The following is a 23,141-nucleotide window of genomic DNA, read 5'->3' on the forward strand; positions in this document are numbered from 1 at the left end:
CAGCGATGCGCAGGAGATCGCCATGACCGACGACGCCACCCCGACCCCCACCCCCGTCCCGACCCCGGACCAGTCCCCCGACCGCATCGCCAAGGTGATGGCCCGCGCAGGTGTCGCCAGCAGGCGAGAGGCCGAGCGCATGATCACCGAGGGCCGCGTCACGGTGAACGGGAAAAAGATCGACAGCCCCGCGCTGGACGTGCTGCCCACCGACCGCATCACCGTGGACGGCAAGAAGCTGGACGAGCCGCAGGAAACGCGGCTGTGGCTGTATTACAAGCCCCTGGGGCTGGTCACGACCGAAGCCGACGAAAAGGGCCGACAGACGGTGTTCGACGCCCTGCCCCGCGACCTGCCGCGCGTGATGACGGTGGGGCGGCTCGACCTCAATTCCGAAGGGCTGCTGCTGCTGACCAATGACGGCGAATTGAAGCGGCGGCTGGAGCTTCCCTCGACCGGCTGGCTGCGGCGCTATCGGGTGCGGGTGAACGGCACCCCCAACGACATGACCTTCGCCCCCCTGCGCCGGGGCGCCACCATCGACGGCGAGGAATTTGCGCCGATGGAGATCAAGCTGGACAGCCAGCAGGGCGCGAACGCCTGGCTGACGGTGGGCATCCGCGAGGGCAAGAACCGCGAAATCCGCCGCGCCATGGCCCATGTGGGCTTGCAGGTGAACCGGCTGATCCGCATCGGTTACGGCCCCTTCAAGCTGACCGGCATGGAAAAGAACGAGGTGGTCGAGGTCAAGCGCCGCGTCCTGCGCGACCAGCTTGGCGGGCTGCTGACGGGCGAGGAAACCGCCCCCAAGGAGCGCGAGATGCGCCCGCGCGGCGCCGAAGGCCCCCGCAGGCCGAGCGAGGACGGCGACGCGCCGCGCCGCACCTTCCGGTCGGCTGCGGGCGGTGCGGAAGGCGAAAGCCGCTTTGCCCGCAAGCCCGCCGGTCCGCGCGGCGACGGGGCCCGCCCTGCCCGGCCTTGGGGCGACAAGCCCGGCAAGCCGCGCTTTGGCGGCGACGATGCCGACCGGCCGCGTTTCGGCGGCAAGCCCCGCCCTGCGCGGGAAGAGGGGGATCGCCCCGCGCGGTCCTGGTCCGGCAAGCCCCGCGCGGAAGGCGCCGAGGATCGCCCGCGCTTCGCCAAGCCCGCGCGCGACACCCAGGGCGGCAAGCCCGGCTACAAGCCGCGCGGCGACAGGCCGGAAGGCGGGTTCAAACCCCGGGGCGACAGGCCCGAGGGCGAAGGCCGCTACAAGCCGCGCGGGGATCGTCCCGAGGGCGGGTTCAAGCCGCGCGGCGACCGGCCCGAAGGGGATCGTGGCTTCAAGCCCAAGGCCGACCGGCCCGAAGGCGAACGCGGCTTCAAGCCGCGTGGAGAGGGCAAGCCGGGCGAGCGCGGCTTCAAACCGCGTGGCGAAGGGAAACCCGGCTTCGGTCCGCGTGACGGCAAGCCTGCGGGCGAGCGTGGGTTCAAGCCGCGCGGCGAGGGAAAGCCCGGCGGGGATCGCAGCTTCGGCAAGCCCGGGGGGCCGAAACCGGCGCGCGGCGGCTCGGGCGGGGATGCCCGCTTTGCGGGCAAGCCGGGCGGACGTCCTGGGGGGAAACCCGGTGGCCGGCCCGGGGGCAAGCCGCGCGGGTGATCCGCGCGGCCAGAGACGGCATCACTTCGTCAGGATCAGCTTGCCCGCGCGGGTGATGCGCAACTGGTAGATCTGCTCGTCGAGGATGATCAGCGCCTGGTTGCCGCCCCGCGTCAGGGCCGTCGCGTCATGCTGCGGGATGCGCGACAGGACGCTGGTCGCGGGTTGCTGGAAATCGGCGGGGCGCGCTGCGGTCATGGTCAGCCTCTCAGGGTTCAAGCCTTGGTCCCGGGAAATCTGACAAAACCGCTTAGGAATGTCAAAGTAATTTAGTCGGAAATCTTCCGGCGCTGCGGGGGGCTTCATAACCTGCCGAAAACAGGGGCTTAACGGGACAGGCAACCGTCGATGGCCTGTGCCATGCCGCTCAGCAGGTCGAAATAAAGACCGGGGCCCGGGCTAGCGGTGCCGCCTTCGGGCGACAGCGCGTCGCCCATGCGGATGCCCGATCCCTCGATGGCCGTCTGGACCAGCTTCGGATCGCTGGCATATTCGGGAAAGGCGCAGGCCGCCCCTGCCGTCCCGATCCGGTCCCGGATGGCCGACAGGCGCGCGGCGGACGGCGCGCTGGCATCGCCCAGCGACACCGCGATGGCCGGGCGCAGGCCGTAATGATCGGTGAAATAGCCGTAAGCGTCGTGGAAGACGACAAGGCTGGCCCCTGTGTGCGGGGCAAGCTGCGCCTTCAGGCTGGCGTCCAGGTCAGCGATGCGCTGGCCCGCCTGGGCCGCGTTGCGCGCATAGGTTTCGGCATTGCCGGGATCCTCCGCCGCCAGAACCTCGGCAATCGCCGTCAGCCAAAGCCGGGCATTGGCCGGATCCAGCCAGGCATGGGGGTCGATGCCGCCATGATCGTGGTCATGCCCCTGCTCCTCGCCATAGCTGCGCAGATGCGTCCCCGGCACCTCCAGCAGGCGAAGCTGCGCCACCCCGTCGGCCAGCGACCCCGCAGCCCGATCCAGCCAGGGCGTCAGTTCCGGCCCCGTCCAGACCAGCAGCCCGGCATCCTGCAACCCCCGCGCGTCCGACGGGCGCATCTGGTGGTGATGCGCGCTGGCCCCCTGCGGCAGCAGCACCTGCACGGGCGCGCCATCCCCCATCACCTGGCCCACCAGCGAGGCCGTCACGGGCGTGTCGGCCACGACCTGCGGCGGCTCGGCCCAGGCCGGTGTGGCCAGCAAGGCCAGCGTGGAAAGCAGGATGCGCATCGGATGTCCCTTGTTCGTCGATTGCAGGGCCGTTCCTTTCCATGTTACATGATAACACGTCAACCGGAATGTGATAAAGTAACGACATTGACCCAGGACAACGCCAGGACGATCCCGGCCTTTGCCCCCCACGACCACCGCGCCTGCGAGGCGCGCGCGCTGGACGAGGCTGCGGACCGGCTGGCCGAACAGGGCGGCCGCATGACCCCCGTGCGCCGCCGCACGCTGGAGATCCTGCTGGAATCGCACCGCGCCATGGGCGCCTACGAGGTGCTGGACCGCCTTGCCGCCGAAGGCTTTGGCCGCCAGCCGCCCGTCGCCTATCGCGCGCTGGAATTCCTGGTCGAACACGGCCTTGCGCACCGCCTGCAACGGCTGAACGCCTTTGCCGCCTGCCTGCATCCCGGCCAGGACCACGCGCCCGCCTTCCTGATCTGCCGCACCTGCGGCACGCTGGCCGAACTGCCCGCCGCCCCCCTGCGCGCCGCCCTGGCCGATCTGGCGGCCGAAACCGGCTTCACGGTCGAACGCGTCACCATCGAGGCCCTGGGCCTCTGCCCCGCCTGCGCCGAGGCCCAGGCCGGAGCGGGCGCATGAGCGCGCTGATCGAGGCCAAGGGCCTGACCATCCACCGGCCCGGCAGCCATGACACGGTGCTGCAAGGCGTGGATTTCCGCATCGAGCCGCAGGAGATCGTCACCGTGGTCGGGCCGAACGGATCGGGCAAGTCCTCGTTGATCCGGGCGCTGCTGGGGCATGTGCCGCTGGCGGCGGGCCGGGTCGCGCGCAAGGCGGGCCTGCGCATCGGCTATGTCCCGCAGCGGGTGCAGGTGGACACGACCATTCCCATGACCGTGCGCCGCTTCCTGTCCCTGCCCCGCCGCGTGTCCGGTGATGTCGCGGCAAGGGTTCTGACCCACACGGGCGTCGAGGAGGTCGGCGCGCGCCAGTTGACGCAGCTGTCGGGCGGGCAGTTCCAGCGCGTGCTGCTGGCCCGCGCGCTGCTGCACGACCCGCATCTGCTGGTGCTGGACGAGCCGACGCAGGGCCTGGACCAGCCCGGCATCGTCGCCTTCTACAAGCTGATCGAGGAGGTGCGCCGCCAGACCGGCGCGGCGGTCCTGATGGTCAGCCACGACCTGCTGGTGGTGATGCGCGCGTCCGACCGGGTGATCTGCCTGAACGGCCATGTCTGCTGCGAGGGCACGCCCCAGCATGTCAGCAGCGCCCCCGAATACCGCGCCCTGTTCGGGGCCGAGGCGGAAGGCACGCTGGCCCTCTACCAGCACCACCACGACCACGACCACGACCATGATGCGGCCTGCCTGCATCCGCACCACCACGCCGGGGCATCCTGATGCTGGACGATTTCTTCATCCGAGCCGTCTTGGCGGGGCTTGGCGTGGCGGCGGTGGCGGGGCCTTTGGGCAGCTTCGTGGTCTGGCGGCGCATGGCCTATTTCGGCGATTCCACCGCCCACGCGGCGATCCTGGGGGTGGCGGTCAGCCTGGCCTTCAACGCCTCGATCTATGCGGGCACGCTGCTGGTGGCGCTGGCGATGGCGCTGGCCGTGTCCGTGCTGGCCACGCGCGGGCAGGCGATGGACACGGTGCTGGGCGTCCTGTCCCATTCCGCGCTGGCGGTCGGGCTGGTGGCGATCAGCTTCGTGCCGCAGGCGCGCTCGGACCTGTCGGCCTATCTGTTCGGCGACATCCTGGCCGTGGGCCGCACCGACCTGGCGCTGATCTGGGCGGGCGCGGCGGGGGTGCTGGCCCTGCTGGCCTGGCGCTGGCAGCGGCTGCTGACCGCATCGGTGAACGAGGAACTGGCGATGGCCGCGGGAATCGATCCCCGGGTCGAACGGATGATCCTGTCGCTGGCCCTGGCGGTTGTGGTGGCCCTGTCGATTCGCGTCGTGGGTTCGCTGCTGATTTCGGCCATGCTGATCGTTCCGGCGGCAGCGGCCCGCGGATTGTCGCGCACGCCCGAACGGATGGTCGGCAACGCCACGCTGATCGCAAGCTTCGCGGTGCTGGCGGGGCTGTCGGCCAGCCTGCGGCTGGACACGCCCGCAGGCCCGTCGATCGTCACCGCCGCCGCCCTGATTTTCGCCGTTTCGCAGGCCTTTCGGCGGGGCTAGTGCAGGATTGCCACACCTGTCCCGGGCCGCCCTTTTGCCCCGGAACCGGACGTTCCCGGGGGTGTTGGCCAATATGCAACAGTCGGCACAAGCCCGCGACGGATTTGAATCAATGCGGCTTTCAAACCCCGGGGGATTGTGCAACTGTCGCCTCGATGTTGCCGGTGACGGCAGCCTTCAACGAAACGGAGCATGATCATGACCAAATTCGCTACCTTCGCTGCCGCTCTCGGCCTCACCGCTTCGTCGGCTCTGGCCGGTGGCTATGTCGCCCCCGTCGTCGACGTCGAACCCGTCGTCGTGGAAGAAAAGCCCGCGTCGACCAACGCTGGCCTGGTTGTCCCGGCCCTGCTGCTGCTGGGCGTCATCGCCGCGGTTGCTTCGGACGACGACGACAGCTGATTTCTGAACGGAACCGCGGTTCCGTCAGGTATAAAGGGCTGGCCTTTGGCCAGCCCTTTTCCGTTGAAGGCCGTCCCCCGGGGGCGTAGCATCGGCCAGGCCAGCCAATGCGGGGTGATCATGCGCAGGCTTCTGATCCTGGTCCTGCTTGCCATGCCGGGACAGGCACCCGCCCAGACCGGGACGGAAGACGGGCTTGGCCTTGTCGAACGCGGCCTGGGCATCATCGCCGAAAACCTGTGGAACGAGCTTGGCCTCGACCTGAACCGCCTGGGCCGGGACATGGGCGGCGTGCTGTCCGATCTTGCGCCCATGCTGGAGGATCTGGCGGTGCTGGTGGACGACCTGGGCAACTATGACCCGCCCGAGCGGCTGGAGAATGGCGATGTCCTGATCCGCCGCAAGGCCGGTGCGCCCCCGCCGCCGCCGCTGGGGGAATCGCTGCGCGGGCCGGGCGATCCCGCCCCTGCCCCGCCCCGGGTTCCGGTCGATCCCGACCAGCCGGAAATCCAGTTGTAATCACGCTGGACGGCCCGGCGATCCCCGGTCTAGGCTGCGGAAAAGACGGGGGAATGGATGATATCGGACCTGCTTGCGGCCCAGGCCACGGATGTGTTCCGCATCGGCCTGCTGATCGCCCTGATGCTGACAACGCTGCGCAACAGGCCGATCACGGGAATGCTGCTGCCCTTGGCGGCGGGGGCGGTCTTTGTCGCGGTCATCATCCCGCTGACCGGCGCCACCACCCGCCCCGAGCCGCTGGCCGCGCAGGTCATGACGGGGCTTCTGGTCAATGCCGTTTATCTTGGCATCGGTCTGGCCCTGTGGTCTCTGTGGCAAGGGCGCCGGGGATGAGCCTCAGCTCAGCAGGCGCGACATTTCGGCCCGCAGTTCGGCAAGTTCAAAGGGTTTGGCGATAAAGCCGTCCGCGCCCAGGGCAAGCCCGCGGCGGCGTTCGACCACCGATCCGCGCGCGGTCATCAGCAGGATGCGCACCCCCGACAGACCGGGATCGGCGCGCAGAAGCTCGACGATCTCGTATCCCGACATGTCGGGCAGCATCACGTCCAGCAGCACCAGGTCGGGGCGTTCGTTGCGGATCGCCGCCAAGGCGGCGCCGCCCTCGGACAGGCGGGAATGGGCGTGTCCCTCGCGGGCCAGCAGGAATTCCAGCGCGATGGCGATGTTGTCCTCGTCCTCGACGACAAGAATCCTGGCCATGGGCCGCGCCTTCCCGATCTGAAACAGGGATGGCGGGCCGGGATGATCCGGCCCGCCCTTCGTGCAGGGATCAGACGTTGTCGTCCGCGAAGATGTTCTTCTTGTGGGTGCCGTTCGGCACGAAGATGGTGCCGATGATCACCGTCATCACCGCGATCACGATCGCATACCACAGGCCCGCATAGATGTTGCCGGTCTGGGCCGAGATCGCGAAGGCGGTCGCGGGCAGCAGGCCGCCGAACCAGCCGTTGCCGATGTGATAGGGCAGCGACAGGCCGGAATAGCGGATGCGGGTCGGGTACAGTTCCACCAGCTGCGCCGCGATCGGACCATAGACCATCGTCACCAGCACGATCAGATAGGTCAGGATCAGCACGATCTTGATGTTCTGGCCGTTGAAGATGTCGAAGAAGTGGTCGGCCTTGGCGACGGTGGTGTTGTCGGCGGCCACCAGCGGATAGCCCGCGGCGGTCAGGGCTGCGTTCACCTCGGCGGTGAAGCGGTCCTTTTCGGCCTTCAGCGCGTCGCCTGTCAGGGCGTTGCCGTCATAAGACTGCACCACCGTGTCGCCGATCTTGACCGAGGCCACGGTGCCCGCCGGGGCATCCACCGTTTCCTGGACGTTGACCGAGGATTTGGACAGCGTCGCCTTGACGATGTCGCAGCTGTTGTTGAACTGCGCGGTGCCCACCGGGTTGAACTGGAAGGAACAGTCGTCGGGCGCCGCCGTCACGGTGACGGGCGTGTTCTGCGCCGCGGCCAGCGCCGGGTTGGCCGTCGCCGTCAGCATCGGGAAGACCCACATGTAGGTCGCGGCAGCCAGGGCGCAGCCGCCCAGGATGATCGGCTTGCGCCCGATCTTGTCGGACAGCGAGCCGAAGAACAGGAAGCCCGCCGTGCCCAGGATCAGCGACCAGGCCACGAAGACGTTGGCGCTGAACTGGTCCACCTTCACCACGTTCTGGATGAAGAACAGGGCATAGAACTGGCCCGAATACCAGACCACGGCCTGCCCCGCCGTCAGCCCCAGCAGGGCGATCAGGGCGATCTTGCCGTTCTTCCAGTTGCCGAAGGCTTCCTTCAGCGGGGCTTTCGACTGCGCGCCTTCTTCCTTCATCTTCTTGAAGGCGGGCGATTCGTTCATCTGCAGGCGGATGTAGAGCGAGATCAGCAGCAGGAAGACCGACCCCAGGAACGGGATGCGCCAGCCCCAGGCCTTGAAGGGATCCAGCATCACCTGCGCGCCCGTGGCGTCCAGCAGCGGCTGGCCGTCAAGCCCCAGTTGCGGCACCGCCGGATAGTTGGCGTTCACATAGGACGTGACCAGCAGGATCACCACCAGCGACAGAAGCAGGCCCAGCGTCGCGGTGGTCTGGATGAAGGCCGTGAAATAGCCACGCTGGTTCGCCGGCGCGTGTTCGGCCACATAGACCGCAGCGCCCCCGTATTCGCCGCCAAGCGCCAGGCCCTGCAGCATCCGCAGCGCGATCAGGATGATCGGCGCGGCGATGCCCCAGGACGCATAGCCCGGCAGCAGGCCGACCAGGAAGGTCGAGAAGCCCATGATCAGGATGGTGGCCAGGAAGGTGTATTTCCGGCCGATCAGGTCGCCCAGGGCGCCGAAGACCAGCGCGCCGAAGGGACGCACCAGGAAGCCCGCGGCAAAGGCCAGAAGCGCGAAGACGTTGCGGGTGGCCTCGGGGAAGGCGGTGAAGAACTGCGCCCCGATGATCGCGGCCAGCGAACCGTAAAGGTAGAAGTCGTACCATTCGAAGATGGTGCCCGCGGACGAGGCCAGGATGACCTTCTTTTCCTCGGACGTCATGGGACGCGAACGGGTCGTCGCGTCGGGCGATGCGTAAGCCATCAATCCTCCTCCTGTTGAACCAGCCGCCGGCTGGCATGGGATCCTGACGGGCAAGCCTTCTCCGGTCGCGCTTCAAGGGAAACGCGGGCGGGGGATCGCTTGTCAGGCAGGTCTGGCGGCGCCCGGTCCTCCTCACCGGATGCCGCCCTTGCGCGGTCGCGGGCGGGCCGGGCGGCCCGCCGCGGAAATCAGCCCCGGTTCATCCGGTTGGCGATCAGGTCGTCCACCACCTCGGGCTCGGCCAGGGTGGAGATGTCGCCCAGGCTGCCATAGTCGTTCTCGGCGATCTTGCGCAGGATGCGGCGCATGATCTTGCCCGAACGGGTCTTGGGCATCCCGGGCGCCCATTGGATCACGTCGGGCTTGGCGATGGGGCCGATCTCGGTGCGGACCCATTTCTCCAGCTCGCCCCGCAGCTCGTCCGAGGGCTGGACGCCGTTCATCAGCGTGACATAGGCATAGATGCCCTGCCCCTTCAGCGGATGCGGATAGCCCACCACGGCGGCTTCCGCGACCTTCTCATGGGCGACCAGCGCGCTCTCGACCTCGGCGGTGCCCATGCGGTGGCCGCTGACGTTGATCACGTCGTCCACGCGCCCGGTGATCCAGTAATAGCCGTCCTCGTCCCGGCGGCAGCCGTCGCCGGTGAAGTAGTAGCCAGGATATTGCTGGAAATAAGCCTCCATGAAGCGCTGGTGATCGCCCCACAGGGTGCGCATCTGCCCCGGCCAGCTGTCGGCGATGCAGAGCACGCCCTCGGCTGGGTTGCCTTCGACGGGCTTGCCGGACTCGGCTTCCAGGATCACGGGCTTGATGCCGAAGAAGGGCAGCGTGGCCGAACCCGGCTTCGTCTCGATGGCGCCGGGCAAGGGCGTGATCAGGTGGCCGCCGGTTTCGGTCTGCCACCAGGTATCGACGATGGGGCAGCGGTTCTTGCCGATGTTCTCGTTATACCAGTTCCAGGCCTCGGGGTTGATGGGTTCGCCCACGGACCCCAGCAGGCGCAGGCTGGACAGGTCGTGCTTCTCGATGGGCTCGGTGCCCTTGGCCATCAGCGACCGGATCGCGGTGGGCGCGGTGTAGAACTGCGTCACCTTGTGCTTGGCGCAGACTTCCCAGAACCGGCCCGCGTCGGGATAGGTGGGCACGCCCTCGAACATCACGGTGGTCGCGCCGTTGGCCAGCGGGCCATAGACGATATAGCTGTGGCCCGTGACCCAGCCGACATCGGCCGTGCACCAGAAGACATCGCCGTCCTGGTAGTCGAAGGTGTATTGGTGAGTCATCGCGGCATAGACCAGATAGCCGCCGGTCGTATGCACGACCCCCTTGGGCTTGCCGGTGGACCCCGAGGTGTAAAGGATGAACAGCGGATCCTCGGCGCTCATCGGGCGGGGCGGGCAGTCGGGGCTGGCGGTTTCCATCAGCGCCTTCACGTCCACGTCGCGGCCCCCGATCCAGGTGGTCTGGTCGCCCGTATGCTTGACCACCAGGCAGCGCACCCGGTCGGAACAATGCAGCAGCGCGGCGTCGGTGTTCGATTTCAGGTTGGTGCGCCGTCCCCCGCGCGGGGCGGTGTCGGCGGTGATCACCACCTTGGCGCCGCAGTCGTTGATGCGGTTGGCCAGCGCGTCGGGCGAGAAGCCCGCGAAGACGATGGAATGGATCGCCCCGATCCGCGCGCAGGCCAGCATCGCATAGGCCGCCTCGGGGATCATGGGCAGATAGATCACCACCCGGTCGCCGCGCATGATGCCCTGGGACAAAAGCACGTTGGCGAAGCGGTTCACCTTTTCGGACAGTTCCGCATAGGTGATGTGCTGGGCGGGCGTCGCGGGATCGTCGGGCTCGAAGATGATCGCGGTCTGGCCCGCGCGGGCGGGCAGGTGGCGGTCGATGCAGTTGACCGAGGCGTTGAGGATCCCGTCCTCGAACCACTTGATCGACACCTTGCCGAAGGTGAAGTCGGTGTTCTTGACGATGCTGTAGGGGTGGATCCAGTCCAGGCGCCTGCCCTCGCGGCCCCAGAACGATTCCGGGTCGCTGATCGATTCGGCATAAAGGCGGGCGTAATCGCCCGGGCCGCAATGCGCGTTTGCAAATCCTGCCGGAATCGGATGCTTTTCAATCGTTTCGGTGGTCATCTTCCCTCCTCGCGACGCTTGCGGGCCGCAGTTGCCTGGCGGCGTCGGCAAGCGTTCTGCCATTCCCCAAGGGCATGTTAAGCACATTCGGGAATTTCTGTTAAGTGTTTTTATGAAAACGGAAATTCTGAAAATTAATTGACCGAATCGCAGGCCGATCTGTAAATTTTTCACAACCGTTGCCAAGCCCCTGCGGGAACGGCAGCCTTTGGCGATGAAGGGTCCGATCCGCAGCACGACCGACGATGCCCGGTCCTCGGCCCGGCAGATGCTGGCCATGATGCGCCACGCAGTGCTGGCGGTGAACGATTCGGCCACGGGCCATCCGCATCTGTCGAAGATCGCCTGCCAGATCGACGGGGACGGCGTTCCGGTCGCGCTGTTGTCCGGGCTGGCGGTCCACAGCCGGGCGCTGGCTGCCGATCCGCGCGCGGCGCTGCTGGTGGAAATGCAGGGGGACCGGGGCGATCCGATGACCTGGCCGCGCCTGTCCTTGCAGGTGGTGGCCCAGGTGATCGCCGATCCCGGCGGGCTGCGGGACCGCTGGCTGGGGGCGCATCCCAAGGCGGCGGTCTTCATCGACCTGCCCGATTTCCGCTTCTGGCGGCTGACGCCCCAAGCGGGCTTCCTGAACGCAGGCTTCGGCGCGGCGTTCCGGTTGACGCCCGCCGATCTTGGCCTTGCATGAAAAACCGCCGCGACGGTGCCGCGGCGGTCTGGTTCCTTACTGCGGGCGGTCCATCCGGGCATAGATGCTGACCCTGCCCTTGACCGCCGAAGGCCAGTTCAGGCGGATCTGGCGCTTGGTGGTGCCGATCTCGGTCTGCACCCAGGGGGCGGCATCGACGCGCGCCCCGGCCGCAGTGGTGATGGCGGTTTCCGCGATCACCGACTGGACCGACTTGGCCCAACCCTTGAAGGGCAGCCCCTCGATCACCGGCAAGGTCCAGGCCGTCGAAGCCGAAGTCTGGTTATGCTGCAACATCAACGGGTTCGAGACATAGTTCCTGACCCCGTTGAAGGTGTTCCCCTCGAATTGCCGGTTGCGCATGTTGTTGTAGTTCAGGTCGGCGATCGAGGTATCGACCCGCTCGATCCGGTCGATGTCGCTGTAAAGCGCCTTGAAGACGTTGCTGGTCACGGTCAGCCCGTGGATGAAATGCCCCGTGCCATGGGGCTTCACGGTCAGCCAGGTGAACCAGGCGGCGGTGTTGGAACACAGGCAGGTGTTGCCGGTGATGGTCAATCCGCCAAAGCTGAATTCGGACCCCGAGTAATTGGGCGTGGCGCTGTGTTCGTTGGTCCACTCGATCGAGGCGTTGTCGATGTAGTTGCCGTTGATCGTGGTCTGCACGTTGGGTTGGGTCAGCACCAGCCCGGCATAACGCAACCCCTCGCCCGAGCCGTCGCCCTGGAACCGGTGGTTGCCCGAGATGATGTGCCCGCCGCCGTCGGCCACCATGAAATGCGCGAAGCGGACAAAGCGGTTGTCGCGGATCTTCACGTCGTTGCCGTTGACGTTGATGGCGATGGTGTTGCGTTGCTGGGCGGGCAGGTCCATCTCGTTCGACAGGAACTGGCAGCGGTCCACCAGCATGTCCTGGCAGCCCCGCCCGATCGAGGTGATGCCCTGGTCCCGGGGCTTGGTCACATAGCAGTCGCGCAGCGCGATCATGTCCCCCTTGGGGGGCAGCATGATGCCGCTGGCGATCCCTTCGCAGTTCAGGTCCAGATCGACGAAGTTCAGGCGCGACAGCTGCTCGACGCCGGAAAAGTCGAACAGATAGCGATAGCGTTCAAAGGTATAGTTGCGCGTCCCGGCCCCGCCATACAGCGGCTGCGACAGGGTCAGAGTCCTGGCCGCCACGTCCTTGGCGTTGACGTAAACCTCTCGTCCCACGCCGTTGCCGCTGACGCGGCTGCCGACCTCGATGGCGGCGACGTTGGCGACACCCGACAGCCGCAGCGGTTGCGCGGGGTCATAGGTCGCCGTGCTGGTCCATTTGCCGGTTTCCCAGGCGGGGCCCGCGGTGACGCCGATGCTGCCGTTGCAGATCACGCGGCGGTTGGAAAAGCCGGTCAGGTCCGGGGCCAGCGCGCGGATGACCAGCGGCTCCTCCAGGTCGACGCGGCGTCCGCACAGGTCCAGCGAGACATGGTCGGTATAGCCGAACAGCGCCTGCAGCGCCTTCTTCATGCCCAGCGTCTCGCTGCCGAAGGCGCTGGCATAGGTGGGGAAGTTGTAGCTTTGCAGAAGGGACACGGTGGTCTCGGCGGGGGTGCGGATGGTGCCCTTGAAGCGGATCCGGCTGTTGATGCCCAGGTCGCCGCTGATGAAGAACTTCCCCTCGGGCACCAGGATCCAGCCGCCATTGGCCGCCTGGTCCGCCGCAATGAAGGCCGCGCGGTCGTTGGTGACGTTGTCGCCCTTGGCGCCATAGTCGCGCACGTCCACCCAGTCGATCAGCGAGGGGATGAAGGCCGCCGTCACGTCCTCGATCCGCACCGATTCGATGCGGAAGGCGCCGCCGTTCGCGCCCACCAGGTCCAGCCCGAAATGGCCATAGACGGGCGCGGTGCCCCAGGCCATGTCCACGCCGCGCCGCGATCCCACGCCGACGATGGCGCTGATTTCCACCACCTCGCCATAGGCGGTCAGGGGCACGGTGGGCCCGACCTCGACCAGGCCGGTCACATGGGCGCGCGACCCGTTGCCCGCCCATCCGGCGATGCGCGCGGAACACAGCGCGCCAGCGACTGCCTTGATCCGCGCCGAGACGCGCAGATAGACGCCCGGGATCATCGGCGTCTCGCCCATGAAGCGGACGGAGGTGGTGGTCTGATGCTTGATCACCTCAAGGCAGGTGCCGAAGTCCTGGTCCGCCGGGACCAGCGCGCCATTGTCGGCCGAGGCCCAGGTGGCGCTGCCCGGCGTGCCGTCCGTCCGGGACCAGGCGTTCAGCCCGCCCCGGAAGGCGGGCGGCATCAGCAAAAGCCCGTTGGTGATCGCGATGTTCATGACCTATCTCCTTCAGCCGCGGCAGGCGCATGGGTGAAGGGATAGTTACGAAACGGTTAACGCCACCTTGAGGGGGCGGGCGTTGCAGCCCCGCCCCACGCAACGGGTTCAGAAGTGGATGGCCCGGCCATAGGCGTCCAGGACCGCCTCGTGCATCATTTCCGAAAGCGTCGGGTGCGGGAACACCGTTTCCATCAGATCCTGCTCGGTCGTCTCAAGCTGGCGGCCGATGACATAGCCCTGGATCAGTTCGGTCACTTCCGCGCCGACCATGTGCGCGCCCAGCAGTTCGCCGGTCTTGGCGTCGAAGACGGTCTTGATCATGCCTTCCGGCTCGCCCAGGGCGATGGCCTTGCCGTTGCCGACGAAGGGGAAGCGGCCCACCTTGATGTCATGGCCCAGTTCCTTGGCCTTGGCCTCGGTCAGGCCCACCGACGCCACCTGCGGATGGCAATAGGTGCAGCCCGCGATGCTGCTGGGCTTGACCGGATGCGGGTGCCCGCCCGCGATCAGTTCGGCCACCATCACCCCTTCGTGGCTGGCCTTGTGCGCGAGCCAGGGGGCGCCTGCCACGTCGCCGATGGCGTAAAGGCCGGGAACGCCGGTGCGGCAGTATTCGTCGGTCAGGACATGGGTGCGGTCGATCTTCACGCCCAGTTCCTCAAGCCCGAGGTTTTCCACGTTGCCCACAATCCCAACGGCGGAAATCACCGTGTCGAAGTCCTGCGTCTCGGTCTTGCCGCCGGTTTCGATATGGGCGGTCACGGTCGAGCCCTTGCGGTCCAGCTTCTTGACCGTGGCCTTTTCCAGGATCGTCATGCCCTGCTTGACGAAGGCCTTCTTGGCGAAGGCGCTGATTTCCGCATCCTCCACCGGCAGCACGCGGTCCATCACCTCGACCACGGTGGTATCCGCGCCCAGCGTATTGAAGAAGCTGGCGAATTCGATGCCGATGGCGCCCGATCCGATGACCAGCAGCCGCTTGGGCATATGCGGCGGCACCAGCGCGTGCTTGTAGTTCCAGACCAGCTTGCCGTCCGGCTCCAGCCCCGGCAGTTCGCGCGCCCGCGCGCCGGTCGCCAGGACGATGTTCTTCGCCGTGACTTCCTCGGTGCCCTTGTCGGTTTTCACGCTGACCTTGCCCGGCGCGACCAGCCGCGCCTCGCCCATGATGGTCGTGACCTTGTTCTTCTTGAACAGGTGGCCGATGCCGCCGGTCAGTTGCTTGGCGACGCCGCGCGACCGCGCCACGACCTTTTCCAGGTCGAAGCCGATGCCTTCGGCGGACAGCCCGAAATCCTTGGCACGGTGCATCAGGTGGAACACCTCGGCCGACCGCAGCAGCGCCTTGGTGGGGATGCAGCCCCAGTTGAGGCAGATGCCGCCCAGATGCTCGCGTTCGATGCAGGCCACCTTCAGGCCCAGCTGAGCGCCCCGGATCGCGGCGACATAGCCGCCCGGCCCGGCACCAATCACCACCATGTCGAAATTCTGGGCCATAGGTTTCCCCTGTCAGGTCACGATAGTTCAGCGTTAAACCAATCGCAGGGGGGGAACAAGCAGCCCGCTTACGCCGCGTCGGACGCCCGCCGGTCGCCGGGATCGGACTGCTTTTCGTCCAGCGCGGCCTCGACCGCGATGGTGGTGGCGTTGGGCGTGATGACGGCGAAGTTGCCCTGTTCCTCGGGCGTCAGCGCCCGGCGGCGGGTGGCGCGCCAGCCCGCATAGGCGGTCAGCAGCGCCAGAAGCACCGCCATATAGACCCAGAAGCCGTCGGGGCCGATCACCTCCATCAGCCAGCCGGTGATCACCGGCCCGCCCATCGACCCGATGCCATAGATGAACAGCAGCCCGGCGGATGCGGCGGCCATGTCCGACTGCTCCAGATAGTCGTTGGTATAGGCCACCAGCAGCGCATAGATCGGGTTGGCGATGCCCCCCATCAGCGCGCCCGCGATGACCAGCCCCCATGTCCCCGGCTGCACGGCGATGGCCACCACCCCCGTCACCGCGCCCACGGCGGCCAGCATCAGCACCAGCTTGCGCCGGTCGTAGCGGTCGGAAATCCAGCCCACCGGATATTGCATCACCAGCCCGCCCGCATAGCTGGCCGCCACGAAGGCCGAGATCTCGGCCACCGACAGCCCGACCGAGGCCCCCCAGACGGACGACATCCCCGACAGCACCGCAAAGACCCCGCCCATCAGGAAGATCCCCACGCAGCCCAGCGGGGATGCACGGTAAAGCCGGGCGAAGGTCATGCGCTTGATCGTCTGGAACTGCGGGGCGGGGCGCGCGGACAGCAGGATCGGCATGAAGGCCAGCGACACCAGCACGGATGCCACGATGAACAGCGTGTATCCGCCCGGATCGGAGGTGTTCAGCAGCGCCTGCGCCGCCACGATCCCCAAAAGCTGCACGATCATGTAGGCCGACAGCGTCTGGCCCCGGTTTTCATTGGTGGACCCGGCGTTCAGCCAGCTTTCGGACGTGATATAGACCCCGCAGAAGCAGAAGCCGATGATGGTGCGCAGGATCGTCCACCAGATCCAGTTGGGCTCCACCGCGTACAGCACCAGCACGGACGAGATCATGGACCCGAGCGCGGCGAAGACCCGCACATGGCCCACGTTCTTGATCAGGCCGGGCACCGTCAGGCTGCCCAGCAGGAAGCCCGCGAAGTAACCCGACATGACCACCGACATCTGGAAGGTCGGGATCCCCTCGATCCCGCCGCGGATGCCCAGCAGCGTGCCCTGCATCCCGTTGCCGACCATCAGCAAGAGGATGCCCAGGAACAGCGGCCAGGTGGTGCGCAGAACGGAAAGCATGGGTGGTCTCAACTCGGGTGGCGGGGTTGGCCCTGTCTCGCCCATCCGGCGCCGGGGGGCTACCCGGAAAGCGACCCTAGGGGACCAGCAGCGACGCATCGCCATAACTGAAGAAGCGATACCCCTGCCCCACCGCATGGGCATAGATTTCCCTGATCTTTTCGGGCCCCATCAGGGCGGAGACCAGCATCAGCAGCGTCGATTTCGGCAGGTGGAAATTCGTCATCAGCCCGTCGGTCACCCGGAAGTGATAGCCGGGATAGATGAAGATGTCCGTTGTCCCCTGGAACGGCCGGACCGTGCCGTCGTCCTGCGCCGCCGATTCGATCAGCCGCAGCGCGGTGGTGCCGACCGGGATCACGCGGCGGCCTTCCGCCTTGGCAAGGGTGATGGCGGCGGCGGCATCCGCGCCGACCTCGCCCCATTCGACGTGCATCCGGTGGGTGGTCACGTCCTCGACCTTGACGGGCAGGAAGGTGCCCGCGCCGACATGCAGCGTGACATGGACGAATTCCACGCCTTTCGCGGCCAGCGCCTCCAGCAGCGCCGCGTCGAAATGCAGGCTGGCGGTGGGGGCGGCGACGGCGCCCTGGCGGGCGGCCCAGACCGTCTGGTAATCCTGCCGGTCCTGGTCGTCGGGCGCGCGCAAGGCGGCGATATAGGGCGGCAAGGGCATCGCCCCCACCTGCTGAAGCGCCGCATCGAAGGCGTCCCCTTCGGCGTCGAAACGCAGGCGCAGCTCGCCCTCGGCAATTTCCGCGACCTCGGCGGACAGTGTGTCGCCAAAGCGGATCACCTCGCCCGCGCGCAGCTTGCGCAGGGGTTTCGCCAGCGCGCGCCAGCCATCGGCGGCGGGTTCCAGCAGCGTGATTTCGATCCGGGCCGTGGCCTCGCCCTGCGGCGTCGGGCGGGTCCGCGTGCCGGTCAGCCGCGCCGGGATGACCTTGGTGTCGTTCAGCACCAGCACGTCGCCCGGCAGCAGGATGTCGGGCAGGTCGCTGACGCGCCGGTCGGCGATCGCGCCGCCCTGGGCCAGCAGCAGCCGCGCCGACGTGCGCGGGCGGGCCGGGCGCGTGGCGATCAGCGACGGGGGCAGGTCGAAATCGAAATCGGACAGTTTCATGGCCGCCGCTTCTGCGCCCCGCCCGGCCCTGCGTCAAGCCGTCCCCACCCCAAGTAAAAAACTCGGCTTTACATATCCGACAGAATCCCTATGTTTCCGGCGAACAGGAGTTGCGCGATGATCGTTTGCCACTGCACGCAAATCTCGGATCATGAGATCAAGGCGGCCATCGACTGGATGCGGACGGCCGATCCCCAGACGATCATCACGCCGGGCAAGATCTATCACGCCTTGGGCAAACGCGCCGATTGCGGCGGGTGCATGCCGCTCTTTCTGGACACCATGCGTCACTGCGATAATCTGGGCGTAGCCCCGCCGATTTTGCGGGCGAAATCAGATGTTGCAAAGGATACCCCCCATGAAGGGCGACGCAAAGGTCATCGACTATCTCAACGCGGCGCTGCGGTCTGAACTGACCGCCGTCAGCCAGTACTGGCTGCATTACCGCCTGCAGGAAGACTGGGGCTTCGGCCATATCGCCGACAAGTCGCGCGCCGAGTCGATCGAGGAGATGCACCACGCCGACCGGCTGATCAAGCGAATCATCTTCCTGGAAGGCCATCCGAACCTTCAGAAGCTGGACCCGCTGCGCATCGGCCAGACCCTGCGCGAAACGCTGGAAGCGGATCTGGCGGCCGAACACGACGCGCGCACCCTGTATCTGGAAGCGCGGGAATACTGCTCCAGCGTCAACGACCAGGTGTCCAAGGCGTTGTTCGACGACCTGATCGAGGATGAGGAAGGCCATATCGACTTCCTGGAAACCCAGATCCAGCTTTACGAGACGATCGGCGCCCAGAACTATGGCCAGCTGAACGCCAAGCCTGCGGACAAGGCGGAATAGGACGGACTCCCGTTCCCTTGCCGGGGGTGCCCTAGCCCCGGATGCGGCGCAGCAGGGCCAGGGCCAGCAGCGATGCGATCAGCATCGGCGCCGCATCAGGCAGGGGAACGGGCGCCAGGGGCGGAAGCTCGGGGTTCACGGGGATTTCGGGCGTGGGGATGATCGGCTTGACCGGAGGCAGGGGTGTGACCGGAAGCACGGGCTTGACCGGAAGCACCGGCTTGACCGGGCGGCCGCTTTCGGGCGTGTTTGTCAATGCGTCCTGGATCCACGGACCGGGCCCCTGTCCCGGAAAGGATGGCGCCCCCCACCCCGAAGACGCACCCTGGGTCAGCGCGACCATGCCCGGGCCGGACGGGGCGCCCGCGACCGCATAGGGATCGACCAGCAGCATGTAGTCGTCATAGCCGGGCGGAACCTTGCCCTCCATGGGGCTGTCGTCGCCCACGACCAGGATCATGCGGTCCCCGTACTGGTCACGCTCGACAACGTGGATCGCGGGCCGGAATCCCATATGGGGAAAGAAATTCAGGCATTGATCTTCTAACGTGCAAAGAGGCTGCATCGCGACACTCGGGACAACGTGCCGACATCAGCAATCCAGCCCGCCTTGCGGGTCTTGAACAATGGCACCGACAAACATGAACAACTTGTTAACACCCCCTGCATATCGGGGGGCTGCCGCCTTGTTAACATGTCTAAAGGGTCAGCCCTGCTGTCGGGAACCGAGCGACACCTATCCCAGCCAGCGCCGCGCCAGGTCGGGCAGTTCGTCGAAATGCCCGATCAGCGCATCGGGGGCGAGGCGGGAAATCGCCTCGCCCTCGGGGCCAAAGGACACCAGCGCCACCCGGACCCCCGCCGCCGCCGCCGTCTTGCGGTCGGTTTCCGTATCCCCCACCAGGAAGGACGCGGGCACGCTGCCCCCCGCCTGTTCGACCGCCGCGCGATAGGGGCGCGGATCGGGCTTCCTGACCGGCAGCGTATCGGCCGCGATCATCGACGCGAAACGGTCCCGCACCCCAAGCGCGTGCAGCAGGGTTTCGGCCAGGGCGCCCGGCTTGTTGGTGCAGACGGCCAGGATATGCCCGTCCGATTGCAGGCGGTCCAGCACCGCCTCGACCCCCGGATAAAGCTTGGTGTGCACGGCGATGTTTTCGCCGTAATGGGCCAGCAGGCGGGGATAATCCTCGTCCTCGGCCCCCGGGGGCAGCAGCAGGTCGGCCCCCATCCGGCCGTATCCCGCCCGCAGCATCGCCCGCCCGCCGTGAAAGGCCGTCAGCGCGTCGGCCACCGGGTCCAGCGCCACATCCAGCCCCCGCGCCGCAAAGCAGGCATTCGCCGCCGCGATCAGGTCGGCCGAGGTATCGGCCAGCGTGCCGTCCAGATCGAAGACCACCGTTCCCGCCATGCCCCTGCCCTTCCCGCAATGATCCGACACCAAAGGTGAACGCGCGGGGCTTCCCCAGGCGTCCGGTCCCGATTAGAACGCCTGCCAAGGAATTTGAACAGGCGAATGAGGGGCAGGCATGGCAGAGAAGCCGGTGGCGATCGTGGTTCTGGCGGCCGGCCAGGGCAGCCGGATGCAATCAGACCTGCCCAAGGTGCTGCACCGCCTGGGCGGGATGCCGCTGGTGGGGCACGCCCTGGCGGTGGCCCGCACGCTGGAACCCGAGCAGGTGATCGTGGTCGCGGGCCATGGCGCAGATCTGGTGACAAAAGCCGTGGGCAGGATCGACCCGGATGCGCGGATCGTGCTGCAACCCGAACAGCTTGGCACCGGCCATGCCGTCCGCCAGGCCCTGCCCGAGCTTGAGGGCTTCGAGGGCAAGGTTGTCGTCCTTTACGGCGACACCCCCTTCATCGGAGAGGACACGCTGGCCGCCCTGGCCTCGCACCCCGCCGACCTGGTGGTGCTGGGCTTCGAGGCCGAGGATCCGGGCCGCTATGGCCGCCTGATCGTGACCGGGCGCGGGCTGGAGCGGATCGTCGAATACAAGGACGCCGACGCGGCGGTGCGCGAGATCGCGCTTTGCAACAGCGGCGTGATGGCGCTGGACGCGGCGCTGCTGCGGCAACTGATCGTGCGGCTGACGAACCAGAACGCCTCGGGCGAATACTACCTGACCGACCTTGTGGCGCTGGCCCGCGCGGAAGGCCGCAGCACCGATGTCGTCACCTGCGACGAGGCGGAAACCCTGGGCATCAACACCCGCGCCGAACTCGCCGCAGCCGAGGCCGCCTTCCAGGACCGCGCCCGCGCCCGCGCGCTGGAGAATGGCGTGACGCTGGCCGATCCCGCGACCACCTGGTTCGCGCTGGACACGGCCATCGGGCGCGACGCGGTGATCGGGCAGAACGTCGTCTTCGGCCCCGGCGTCACGGTGGAATCGGGGGCCGAGATCCTGCCCTTCTGCCATCTGGAGGGCTGCCATATCTCGTCCGGGGCGACGGTCGGCCCCTTTGCCCGCCTGCGCCCCGGCGCGGAACTGGGTGGCGACGTGCATGTCGGCAACTTCGTGGAAATCAAGAACGCCGTCCTGGACGAAGGCGTCAAGGTCGGCCACCTGACCTATCTGGGCGACGCCCATGTGGGCGAGCATACCAATATCGGCGCGGGCACCGTCACCTGCAATTACGACGGCGTCGGCAAGCACCGCACGGAAATCGGCGCCCGCGCCTTCATCGGCAGCGACACCATGCTGGTCGCCCCCGTGCGCGTGGGCAGCGACGCCCTGACCGGGTCGGGTTCCGTCATCACCGAAGACGTGCCCGACGGCGCGCTTGCGCTTGGCCGCGCCCGCCAGGTGACGAAGCCCGGCCTTGCCACCCGCCTGATGGCCGCCCTGCGCGCGAAGAAGGAGGCCCGCTGATGTGCGGCATCATCGGTATCCTCGGATCTCACGAGGTTTCCCCGCAACTGGTCGATGCGCTGCGGCGGCTGGAATATCGCGGCTATGACAGCGCCGGGGTCGCCACGGTCGATGCCAGCGGCCGTCTGGACCGCCGCCGCGCCGTGGGCAAGCTGGTGAACCTGTCCGACCGGCTGGTCCACGACCCCCTGCCCGGCCATATCGGCATCGGCCACACCCGCTGGGCCACCCACGGTCCTGCGACCGAGGTGAACGCCCATCCCCACCAGTCCGGCCCCGTGGCCGTGGTCCATAACGGCATCATCGAGAACTTCCGCGAGTTGCGCGAGGAACTGGCGGCCCTGGGCATCCAGCCGCAATCGCAGACCGACACGGAAACCGTGGCGCTGTGGACGGCGCATTACATGGACCAGGGGCAATCCCCGGTCCAGGCCGCGCGCAGCACCCTGGCGCGGCTGCGGGGCGCCTTTGCCCTGGCCTTCCTGTTCGACGGCCAGCCCGACCTGATGATCGCCGCCCGCAAGGGCAGCCCGCTAGCCATCGGCCATGGCGACGGAGAGATGTTCCTGGGGTCCGACGCCGTGGCGCTGGCGCCCTTCACCGACCGCATCACCTATCTGGAGGACGGCGACCACGCGATCCTAACTCGTGCGGGCGCGCAGATCTTCGACGCGGCGGGCAACCAGACCCACCGGGCCGAGGCGCGCATCGACACCGGGGCCACCGCCATCGACAAGGGCGGATACCGGCACTTCATGGCCAAGGAAATCGCCGAACAGCCGGTGGTGATCGGCGACGTGCTGACCCATTACGTCAAGGACGACCGGATCGTGCTGCCCGACGGCATGGATTTCCGCAACGTGGACCGCATTAGCCTGGTCGGCTGCGGCACCGCGCATCTGGCGGGCCATGTCGCGAAATACTGGTTCGAGCAACTGGCGGGCCTGCCCTGCGACATCGACGTGGCGTCCGAATTCCGCTATCGCGAGCCGCCCTTGTCGCCCCAAAGCTGGTTCATCGCCGTCAGCCAGTCAGGCGAAACGGCGGACACGCTGGCCGCGCTGCATTATGCCAAGGATCACGTCGCCCGCACGGTCGGGCTGGTGAACGTCGGCACCTCCGCCATCGCGCGAGATTCCGACATCGCCCTGCCCACCCGCGCGGGGATCGAGGTCAGCGTGGCGTCATCGAAGGCCTTCACCTGCCAGTTGACCGTTCTGGCGATCCTGGCGCTGAAGGCCGCCCATGACCGGGGCCGCATCGACGACGCGGCGCTGGCCGCGCATCTGGCCGACCTGCGGTCGATCCCGGGGCTGATGCAGCAGACCCTTGCCCTGTCGGACGATTGCCGGGCGCTGTCGGAATGGCTGTCGCAGGCCCGCGACGTGCTGTTCCTGGGGCGCGGCGCGCTCTATCCGGTGGCGCTGGAAGGGGCGCTGAAGCTCAAGGAACTCAGCTATATCCATGCCGAAGGCTATGCCTCGGGCGAGTTGAAGCACGGGCCTATCGCGCTGATCGACCGCGACGTGCCGGTGATCGTGCTGGCCCCCCATGACGCGCTGTTCGAGAAAACGGTATCCAACATGCAGGAAGTGATGGCCCGCCACGGCCCGATCCTGCTTGTGTCGGACGAGGCCGGGCTTTCGGCGGCCAGCCACGGGGTGCAGGCCACGCTGCGGATGCCCTCGGGCGGGGGGCTGTTCCAGCCGATCCTGTATGCGATCCCGATGCAGTATCTGGCCTACCACACCGCGGTCGCCAAGGGCACCGACGTGGACCAGCCGCGCAATTTGGCGAAGTCGGTGACGGTGGAATAAGGCGCGGGGCCGC

Annotated in this window: 23 protein-coding genes; 12 read left to right on the forward strand and 11 right to left on the reverse strand. The window is 67.4% G+C overall.

All coding sequences use genetic code 11. From position 1 onward, the window contains the following. Positions 1–22: 22 nt before the first annotated feature. Complete coding sequence (locus JX613_RS14705; RefSeq protein WP_207102220.1) at positions 23–1,639, forward strand: pseudouridine synthase; 1,617 nt, start codon at positions 23–25, stop codon at positions 1,637–1,639. Positions 1,640–1,660: 21 nt separating this feature from the next. Here JX613_RS14705 and hemP read toward each other — a convergent pair whose 3' ends face one another. Continuing rightward, a complete protein-coding gene (gene hemP, locus JX613_RS14710; protein WP_207102221.1) occupies positions 1,661–1,837 on the reverse strand; it encodes a hemin uptake protein HemP in 177 nt (58 codons plus the stop codon). Positions 1,838–1,965: 128 nt separating this feature from the next. After that, complete coding sequence (locus JX613_RS14715) at positions 1,966–2,847, reverse strand: zinc ABC transporter substrate-binding protein (RefSeq protein WP_207102222.1); 882 nt, start codon at positions 2,845–2,847, stop codon at positions 1,966–1,968. 48 nt (positions 2,848–2,895) lie between these two features. On the opposite strand from JX613_RS14715, the gene JX613_RS14720 reads away from it, so the two are divergent. The 6 genes from JX613_RS14720 to JX613_RS14745 all read left to right on the forward strand — a co-directional run bounded on the left by JX613_RS14720 (position 2,896) and on the right by JX613_RS14745 (position 6,244). Continuing rightward, positions 2,896–3,444: a Fur family transcriptional regulator gene (locus JX613_RS14720; protein WP_207102223.1), complete on the forward strand. Its 549-nt coding sequence runs from the start codon at positions 2,896–2,898 to the stop codon at positions 3,442–3,444. Further along, complete coding sequence (locus JX613_RS14725) at positions 3,441–4,205, forward strand: metal ABC transporter ATP-binding protein (protein WP_207102224.1); 765 nt, start codon at positions 3,441–3,443, stop codon at positions 4,203–4,205. The genes JX613_RS14720 and JX613_RS14725 overlap by 4 nt, the downstream gene beginning before the upstream one ends. Further along, complete coding sequence (locus JX613_RS14730; RefSeq protein WP_207102225.1) at positions 4,205–4,987, forward strand: metal ABC transporter permease; 783 nt, start codon at positions 4,205–4,207, stop codon at positions 4,985–4,987. The genes JX613_RS14725 and JX613_RS14730 overlap by 1 nt, the downstream gene beginning before the upstream one ends. A gap of 198 nt (positions 4,988–5,185) precedes the next feature. Then, the gene (locus tag JX613_RS14735) at positions 5,186–5,389 is read left to right on the forward strand and encodes a hypothetical protein (protein ID WP_419538837.1); all 204 of its coding nucleotides are present in this window, start codon (positions 5,186–5,188) and stop codon (positions 5,387–5,389) included. A gap of 120 nt (positions 5,390–5,509) precedes the next feature. Beyond that, complete coding sequence (locus JX613_RS14740; protein ID WP_207102227.1) at positions 5,510–5,908, forward strand: hypothetical protein; 399 nt, start codon at positions 5,510–5,512, stop codon at positions 5,906–5,908. Positions 5,909–5,965: 57 nt separating this feature from the next. Further along, positions 5,966–6,244 carry a hypothetical protein gene (locus JX613_RS14745; protein ID WP_207102228.1) on the forward strand — a complete coding sequence of 93 codons (279 nt, stop codon included), beginning with the start codon at positions 5,966–5,968 and terminating at the stop codon, positions 6,242–6,244. Between the two features lie 3 nt (positions 6,245–6,247). On the opposite strand, the gene JX613_RS14750 is transcribed toward JX613_RS14745, so the two are convergent. From JX613_RS14750 to acs, 3 genes are all read right to left on the reverse strand, one after another. After that, positions 6,248–6,610, reverse strand: a complete 363-nt coding sequence (locus tag JX613_RS14750) for a response regulator transcription factor (protein WP_207102229.1) — start codon at positions 6,608–6,610, stop codon at positions 6,248–6,250. Positions 6,611–6,680: 70 nt separating this feature from the next. Next, positions 6,681–8,477: an MFS transporter gene (locus JX613_RS14755; RefSeq protein WP_207102230.1), complete on the reverse strand. Its 1,797-nt coding sequence runs from the start codon at positions 8,475–8,477 to the stop codon at positions 6,681–6,683. Between the two features lie 188 nt (positions 8,478–8,665). After that, the gene (gene acs / locus JX613_RS14760) at positions 8,666–10,621 is read right to left on the reverse strand and encodes an acetate--CoA ligase (protein ID WP_207102231.1); all 1,956 of its coding nucleotides are present in this window, start codon (positions 10,619–10,621) and stop codon (positions 8,666–8,668) included. A gap of 214 nt (positions 10,622–10,835) precedes the next feature. On the opposite strand from acs, the gene JX613_RS14765 reads away from it, so the two are divergent. Beyond that, positions 10,836–11,309, forward strand: coding sequence for a pyridoxamine 5-phosphate oxidase (locus tag JX613_RS14765; RefSeq protein ID WP_207102232.1), 474 nt, complete (start codon positions 10,836–10,838; stop codon positions 11,307–11,309). Positions 11,310–11,345: 36 nt separating this feature from the next. Here the strand turns inward: JX613_RS14765 and JX613_RS14770 are convergent, their stop codons facing one another. The 4 genes from JX613_RS14770 to queA form a co-directional block, all read right to left on the reverse strand. Next, positions 11,346–13,640 carry a glycosyl hydrolase family 28-related protein gene (locus JX613_RS14770; protein ID WP_207102233.1) on the reverse strand — a complete coding sequence of 765 codons (2,295 nt, stop codon included), beginning with the start codon at positions 13,638–13,640 and terminating at the stop codon, positions 11,346–11,348. 108 nt (positions 13,641–13,748) lie between these two features. Then, positions 13,749–15,140 (reverse strand): dihydrolipoyl dehydrogenase, encoded by a 1,392-nt coding sequence (lpdA, locus tag JX613_RS14775; protein WP_207102234.1) that lies wholly within the window; start codon positions 15,138–15,140, stop codon positions 13,749–13,751. A 68-nt stretch (positions 15,141–15,208) separates the two neighbouring features. After that, complete coding sequence (locus JX613_RS14780) at positions 15,209–16,471, reverse strand: MFS transporter (protein ID WP_207102235.1); 1,263 nt, start codon at positions 16,469–16,471, stop codon at positions 15,209–15,211. A gap of 76 nt (positions 16,472–16,547) precedes the next feature. Continuing rightward, positions 16,548–17,594: a tRNA preQ1(34) S-adenosylmethionine ribosyltransferase-isomerase QueA gene (gene queA, locus JX613_RS14785; protein WP_207102236.1), complete on the reverse strand. Its 1,047-nt coding sequence runs from the start codon at positions 17,592–17,594 to the stop codon at positions 16,548–16,550. Between the two features lie 117 nt (positions 17,595–17,711). Between queA and JX613_RS14790 the strand changes: the two genes are divergently transcribed. Both JX613_RS14790 and bfr read left to right on the forward strand, forming a co-directional pair. Then, positions 17,712–18,005, forward strand: coding sequence for a (2Fe-2S)-binding protein (locus JX613_RS14790; RefSeq protein WP_207102237.1), 294 nt, complete (start codon positions 17,712–17,714; stop codon positions 18,003–18,005). Beyond that, entirely contained in the window at positions 17,953–18,438 is a 486-nt protein-coding gene (gene bfr / locus JX613_RS14795; RefSeq protein ID WP_207102238.1) for a bacterioferritin, read from the forward strand. Before JX613_RS14790 ends, bfr begins: the two co-directional genes overlap by 53 nt. 31 nt (positions 18,439–18,469) lie before the next feature. Here bfr and JX613_RS14800 read toward each other — a convergent pair whose 3' ends face one another. Both JX613_RS14800 and JX613_RS14805 read right to left on the reverse strand, forming a co-directional pair. Further along, positions 18,470–18,952 (reverse strand): hypothetical protein, encoded by a 483-nt coding sequence (locus JX613_RS14800; protein ID WP_207102239.1) that lies wholly within the window; start codon positions 18,950–18,952, stop codon positions 18,470–18,472. A 222-nt stretch (positions 18,953–19,174) separates the two neighbouring features. Beyond that, a complete protein-coding gene (locus JX613_RS14805; RefSeq protein WP_207102240.1) occupies positions 19,175–19,849 on the reverse strand; it encodes an HAD-IA family hydrolase in 675 nt (224 codons plus the stop codon). Between the two features lie 118 nt (positions 19,850–19,967). Here JX613_RS14805 and glmU point away from each other — a divergent pair, with 118 nt between their 5' ends. Then, a complete protein-coding gene (gene glmU / locus JX613_RS14810) occupies positions 19,968–21,311 on the forward strand; it encodes a bifunctional UDP-N-acetylglucosamine diphosphorylase/glucosamine-1-phosphate N-acetyltransferase GlmU (RefSeq protein WP_207102241.1) in 1,344 nt (447 codons plus the stop codon). After that, positions 21,311–23,128, forward strand: coding sequence for a glutamine--fructose-6-phosphate transaminase (isomerizing) (gene glmS / locus JX613_RS14815; protein WP_207102242.1), 1,818 nt, complete (start codon positions 21,311–21,313; stop codon positions 23,126–23,128). The genes glmU and glmS overlap by 1 nt, the downstream gene beginning before the upstream one ends. Positions 23,129–23,141: the final 13 nt, after the last annotated feature.

This window comes from Paracoccus shandongensis, assembly GCF_017315735.1.
GTDB classification, from domain to species: domain Bacteria; phylum Pseudomonadota; class Alphaproteobacteria; order Rhodobacterales; family Rhodobacteraceae; genus Paracoccus; species Paracoccus shandongensis.

Bases quoted from the DNA above. Each gene is read 5' to 3' on its own strand.
- JX613_RS14705 (WP_207102220.1), top strand. From the start codon at position 23: ATGACCGACGACGCCACCCCGACCCCCACCCCCGTCCCGACCCCGGAC.
- hemP (WP_207102221.1), bottom strand. From the start codon at position 1,837: ATGACCGCAGCGCGCCCCGCCGATTTCCAGCAACCCGCGACCAGCGTC.
- JX613_RS14715 (WP_207102222.1), bottom strand. From the start codon at position 2,847: ATGCGCATCCTGCTTTCCACGCTGGCCTTGCTGGCCACACCGGCCTGG.
- JX613_RS14720 (WP_207102223.1), top strand. From the start codon at position 2,896: ATGATAACACGTCAACCGGAATGTGATAAAGTAACGACATTGACCCAG.
- JX613_RS14725 (WP_207102224.1), top strand. From the start codon at position 3,441: ATGAGCGCGCTGATCGAGGCCAAGGGCCTGACCATCCACCGGCCCGGC.
- JX613_RS14730 (WP_207102225.1), top strand. From the start codon at position 4,205: ATGCTGGACGATTTCTTCATCCGAGCCGTCTTGGCGGGGCTTGGCGTG.
- JX613_RS14735 (WP_419538837.1), top strand. From the start codon at position 5,186: ATGACCAAATTCGCTACCTTCGCTGCCGCTCTCGGCCTCACCGCTTCG.
- JX613_RS14740 (WP_207102227.1), top strand. From the start codon at position 5,510: ATGCGCAGGCTTCTGATCCTGGTCCTGCTTGCCATGCCGGGACAGGCA.
- JX613_RS14745 (WP_207102228.1), top strand. From the start codon at position 5,966: ATGATATCGGACCTGCTTGCGGCCCAGGCCACGGATGTGTTCCGCATC.
- JX613_RS14750 (WP_207102229.1), bottom strand. From the start codon at position 6,610: ATGGCCAGGATTCTTGTCGTCGAGGACGAGGACAACATCGCCATCGCG.
- JX613_RS14755 (WP_207102230.1), bottom strand. From the start codon at position 8,477: ATGGCTTACGCATCGCCCGACGCGACGACCCGTTCGCGTCCCATGACG.
- acs (WP_207102231.1), bottom strand. From the start codon at position 10,621: ATGACCACCGAAACGATTGAAAAGCATCCGATTCCGGCAGGATTTGCA.
- JX613_RS14765 (WP_207102232.1), top strand. From the start codon at position 10,836: ATGAAGGGTCCGATCCGCAGCACGACCGACGATGCCCGGTCCTCGGCC.
- JX613_RS14770 (WP_207102233.1), bottom strand. From the start codon at position 13,640: ATGAACATCGCGATCACCAACGGGCTTTTGCTGATGCCGCCCGCCTTC.
- lpdA (WP_207102234.1), bottom strand. From the start codon at position 15,140: ATGGCCCAGAATTTCGACATGGTGGTGATTGGTGCCGGGCCGGGCGGC.
- JX613_RS14780 (WP_207102235.1), bottom strand. From the start codon at position 16,471: ATGCTTTCCGTTCTGCGCACCACCTGGCCGCTGTTCCTGGGCATCCTC.
- queA (WP_207102236.1), bottom strand. From the start codon at position 17,594: ATGAAACTGTCCGATTTCGATTTCGACCTGCCCCCGTCGCTGATCGCC.
- JX613_RS14790 (WP_207102237.1), top strand. From the start codon at position 17,712: ATGATCGTTTGCCACTGCACGCAAATCTCGGATCATGAGATCAAGGCG.
- bfr (WP_207102238.1), top strand. From the start codon at position 17,953: ATGAAGGGCGACGCAAAGGTCATCGACTATCTCAACGCGGCGCTGCGG.
- JX613_RS14800 (WP_207102239.1), bottom strand. From the start codon at position 18,952: ATGGGATTCCGGCCCGCGATCCACGTTGTCGAGCGTGACCAGTACGGG.
- JX613_RS14805 (WP_207102240.1), bottom strand. From the start codon at position 19,849: ATGGCGGGAACGGTGGTCTTCGATCTGGACGGCACGCTGGCCGATACC.
- glmU (WP_207102241.1), top strand. From the start codon at position 19,968: ATGGCAGAGAAGCCGGTGGCGATCGTGGTTCTGGCGGCCGGCCAGGGC.
- glmS (WP_207102242.1), top strand. From the start codon at position 21,311: ATGTGCGGCATCATCGGTATCCTCGGATCTCACGAGGTTTCCCCGCAA.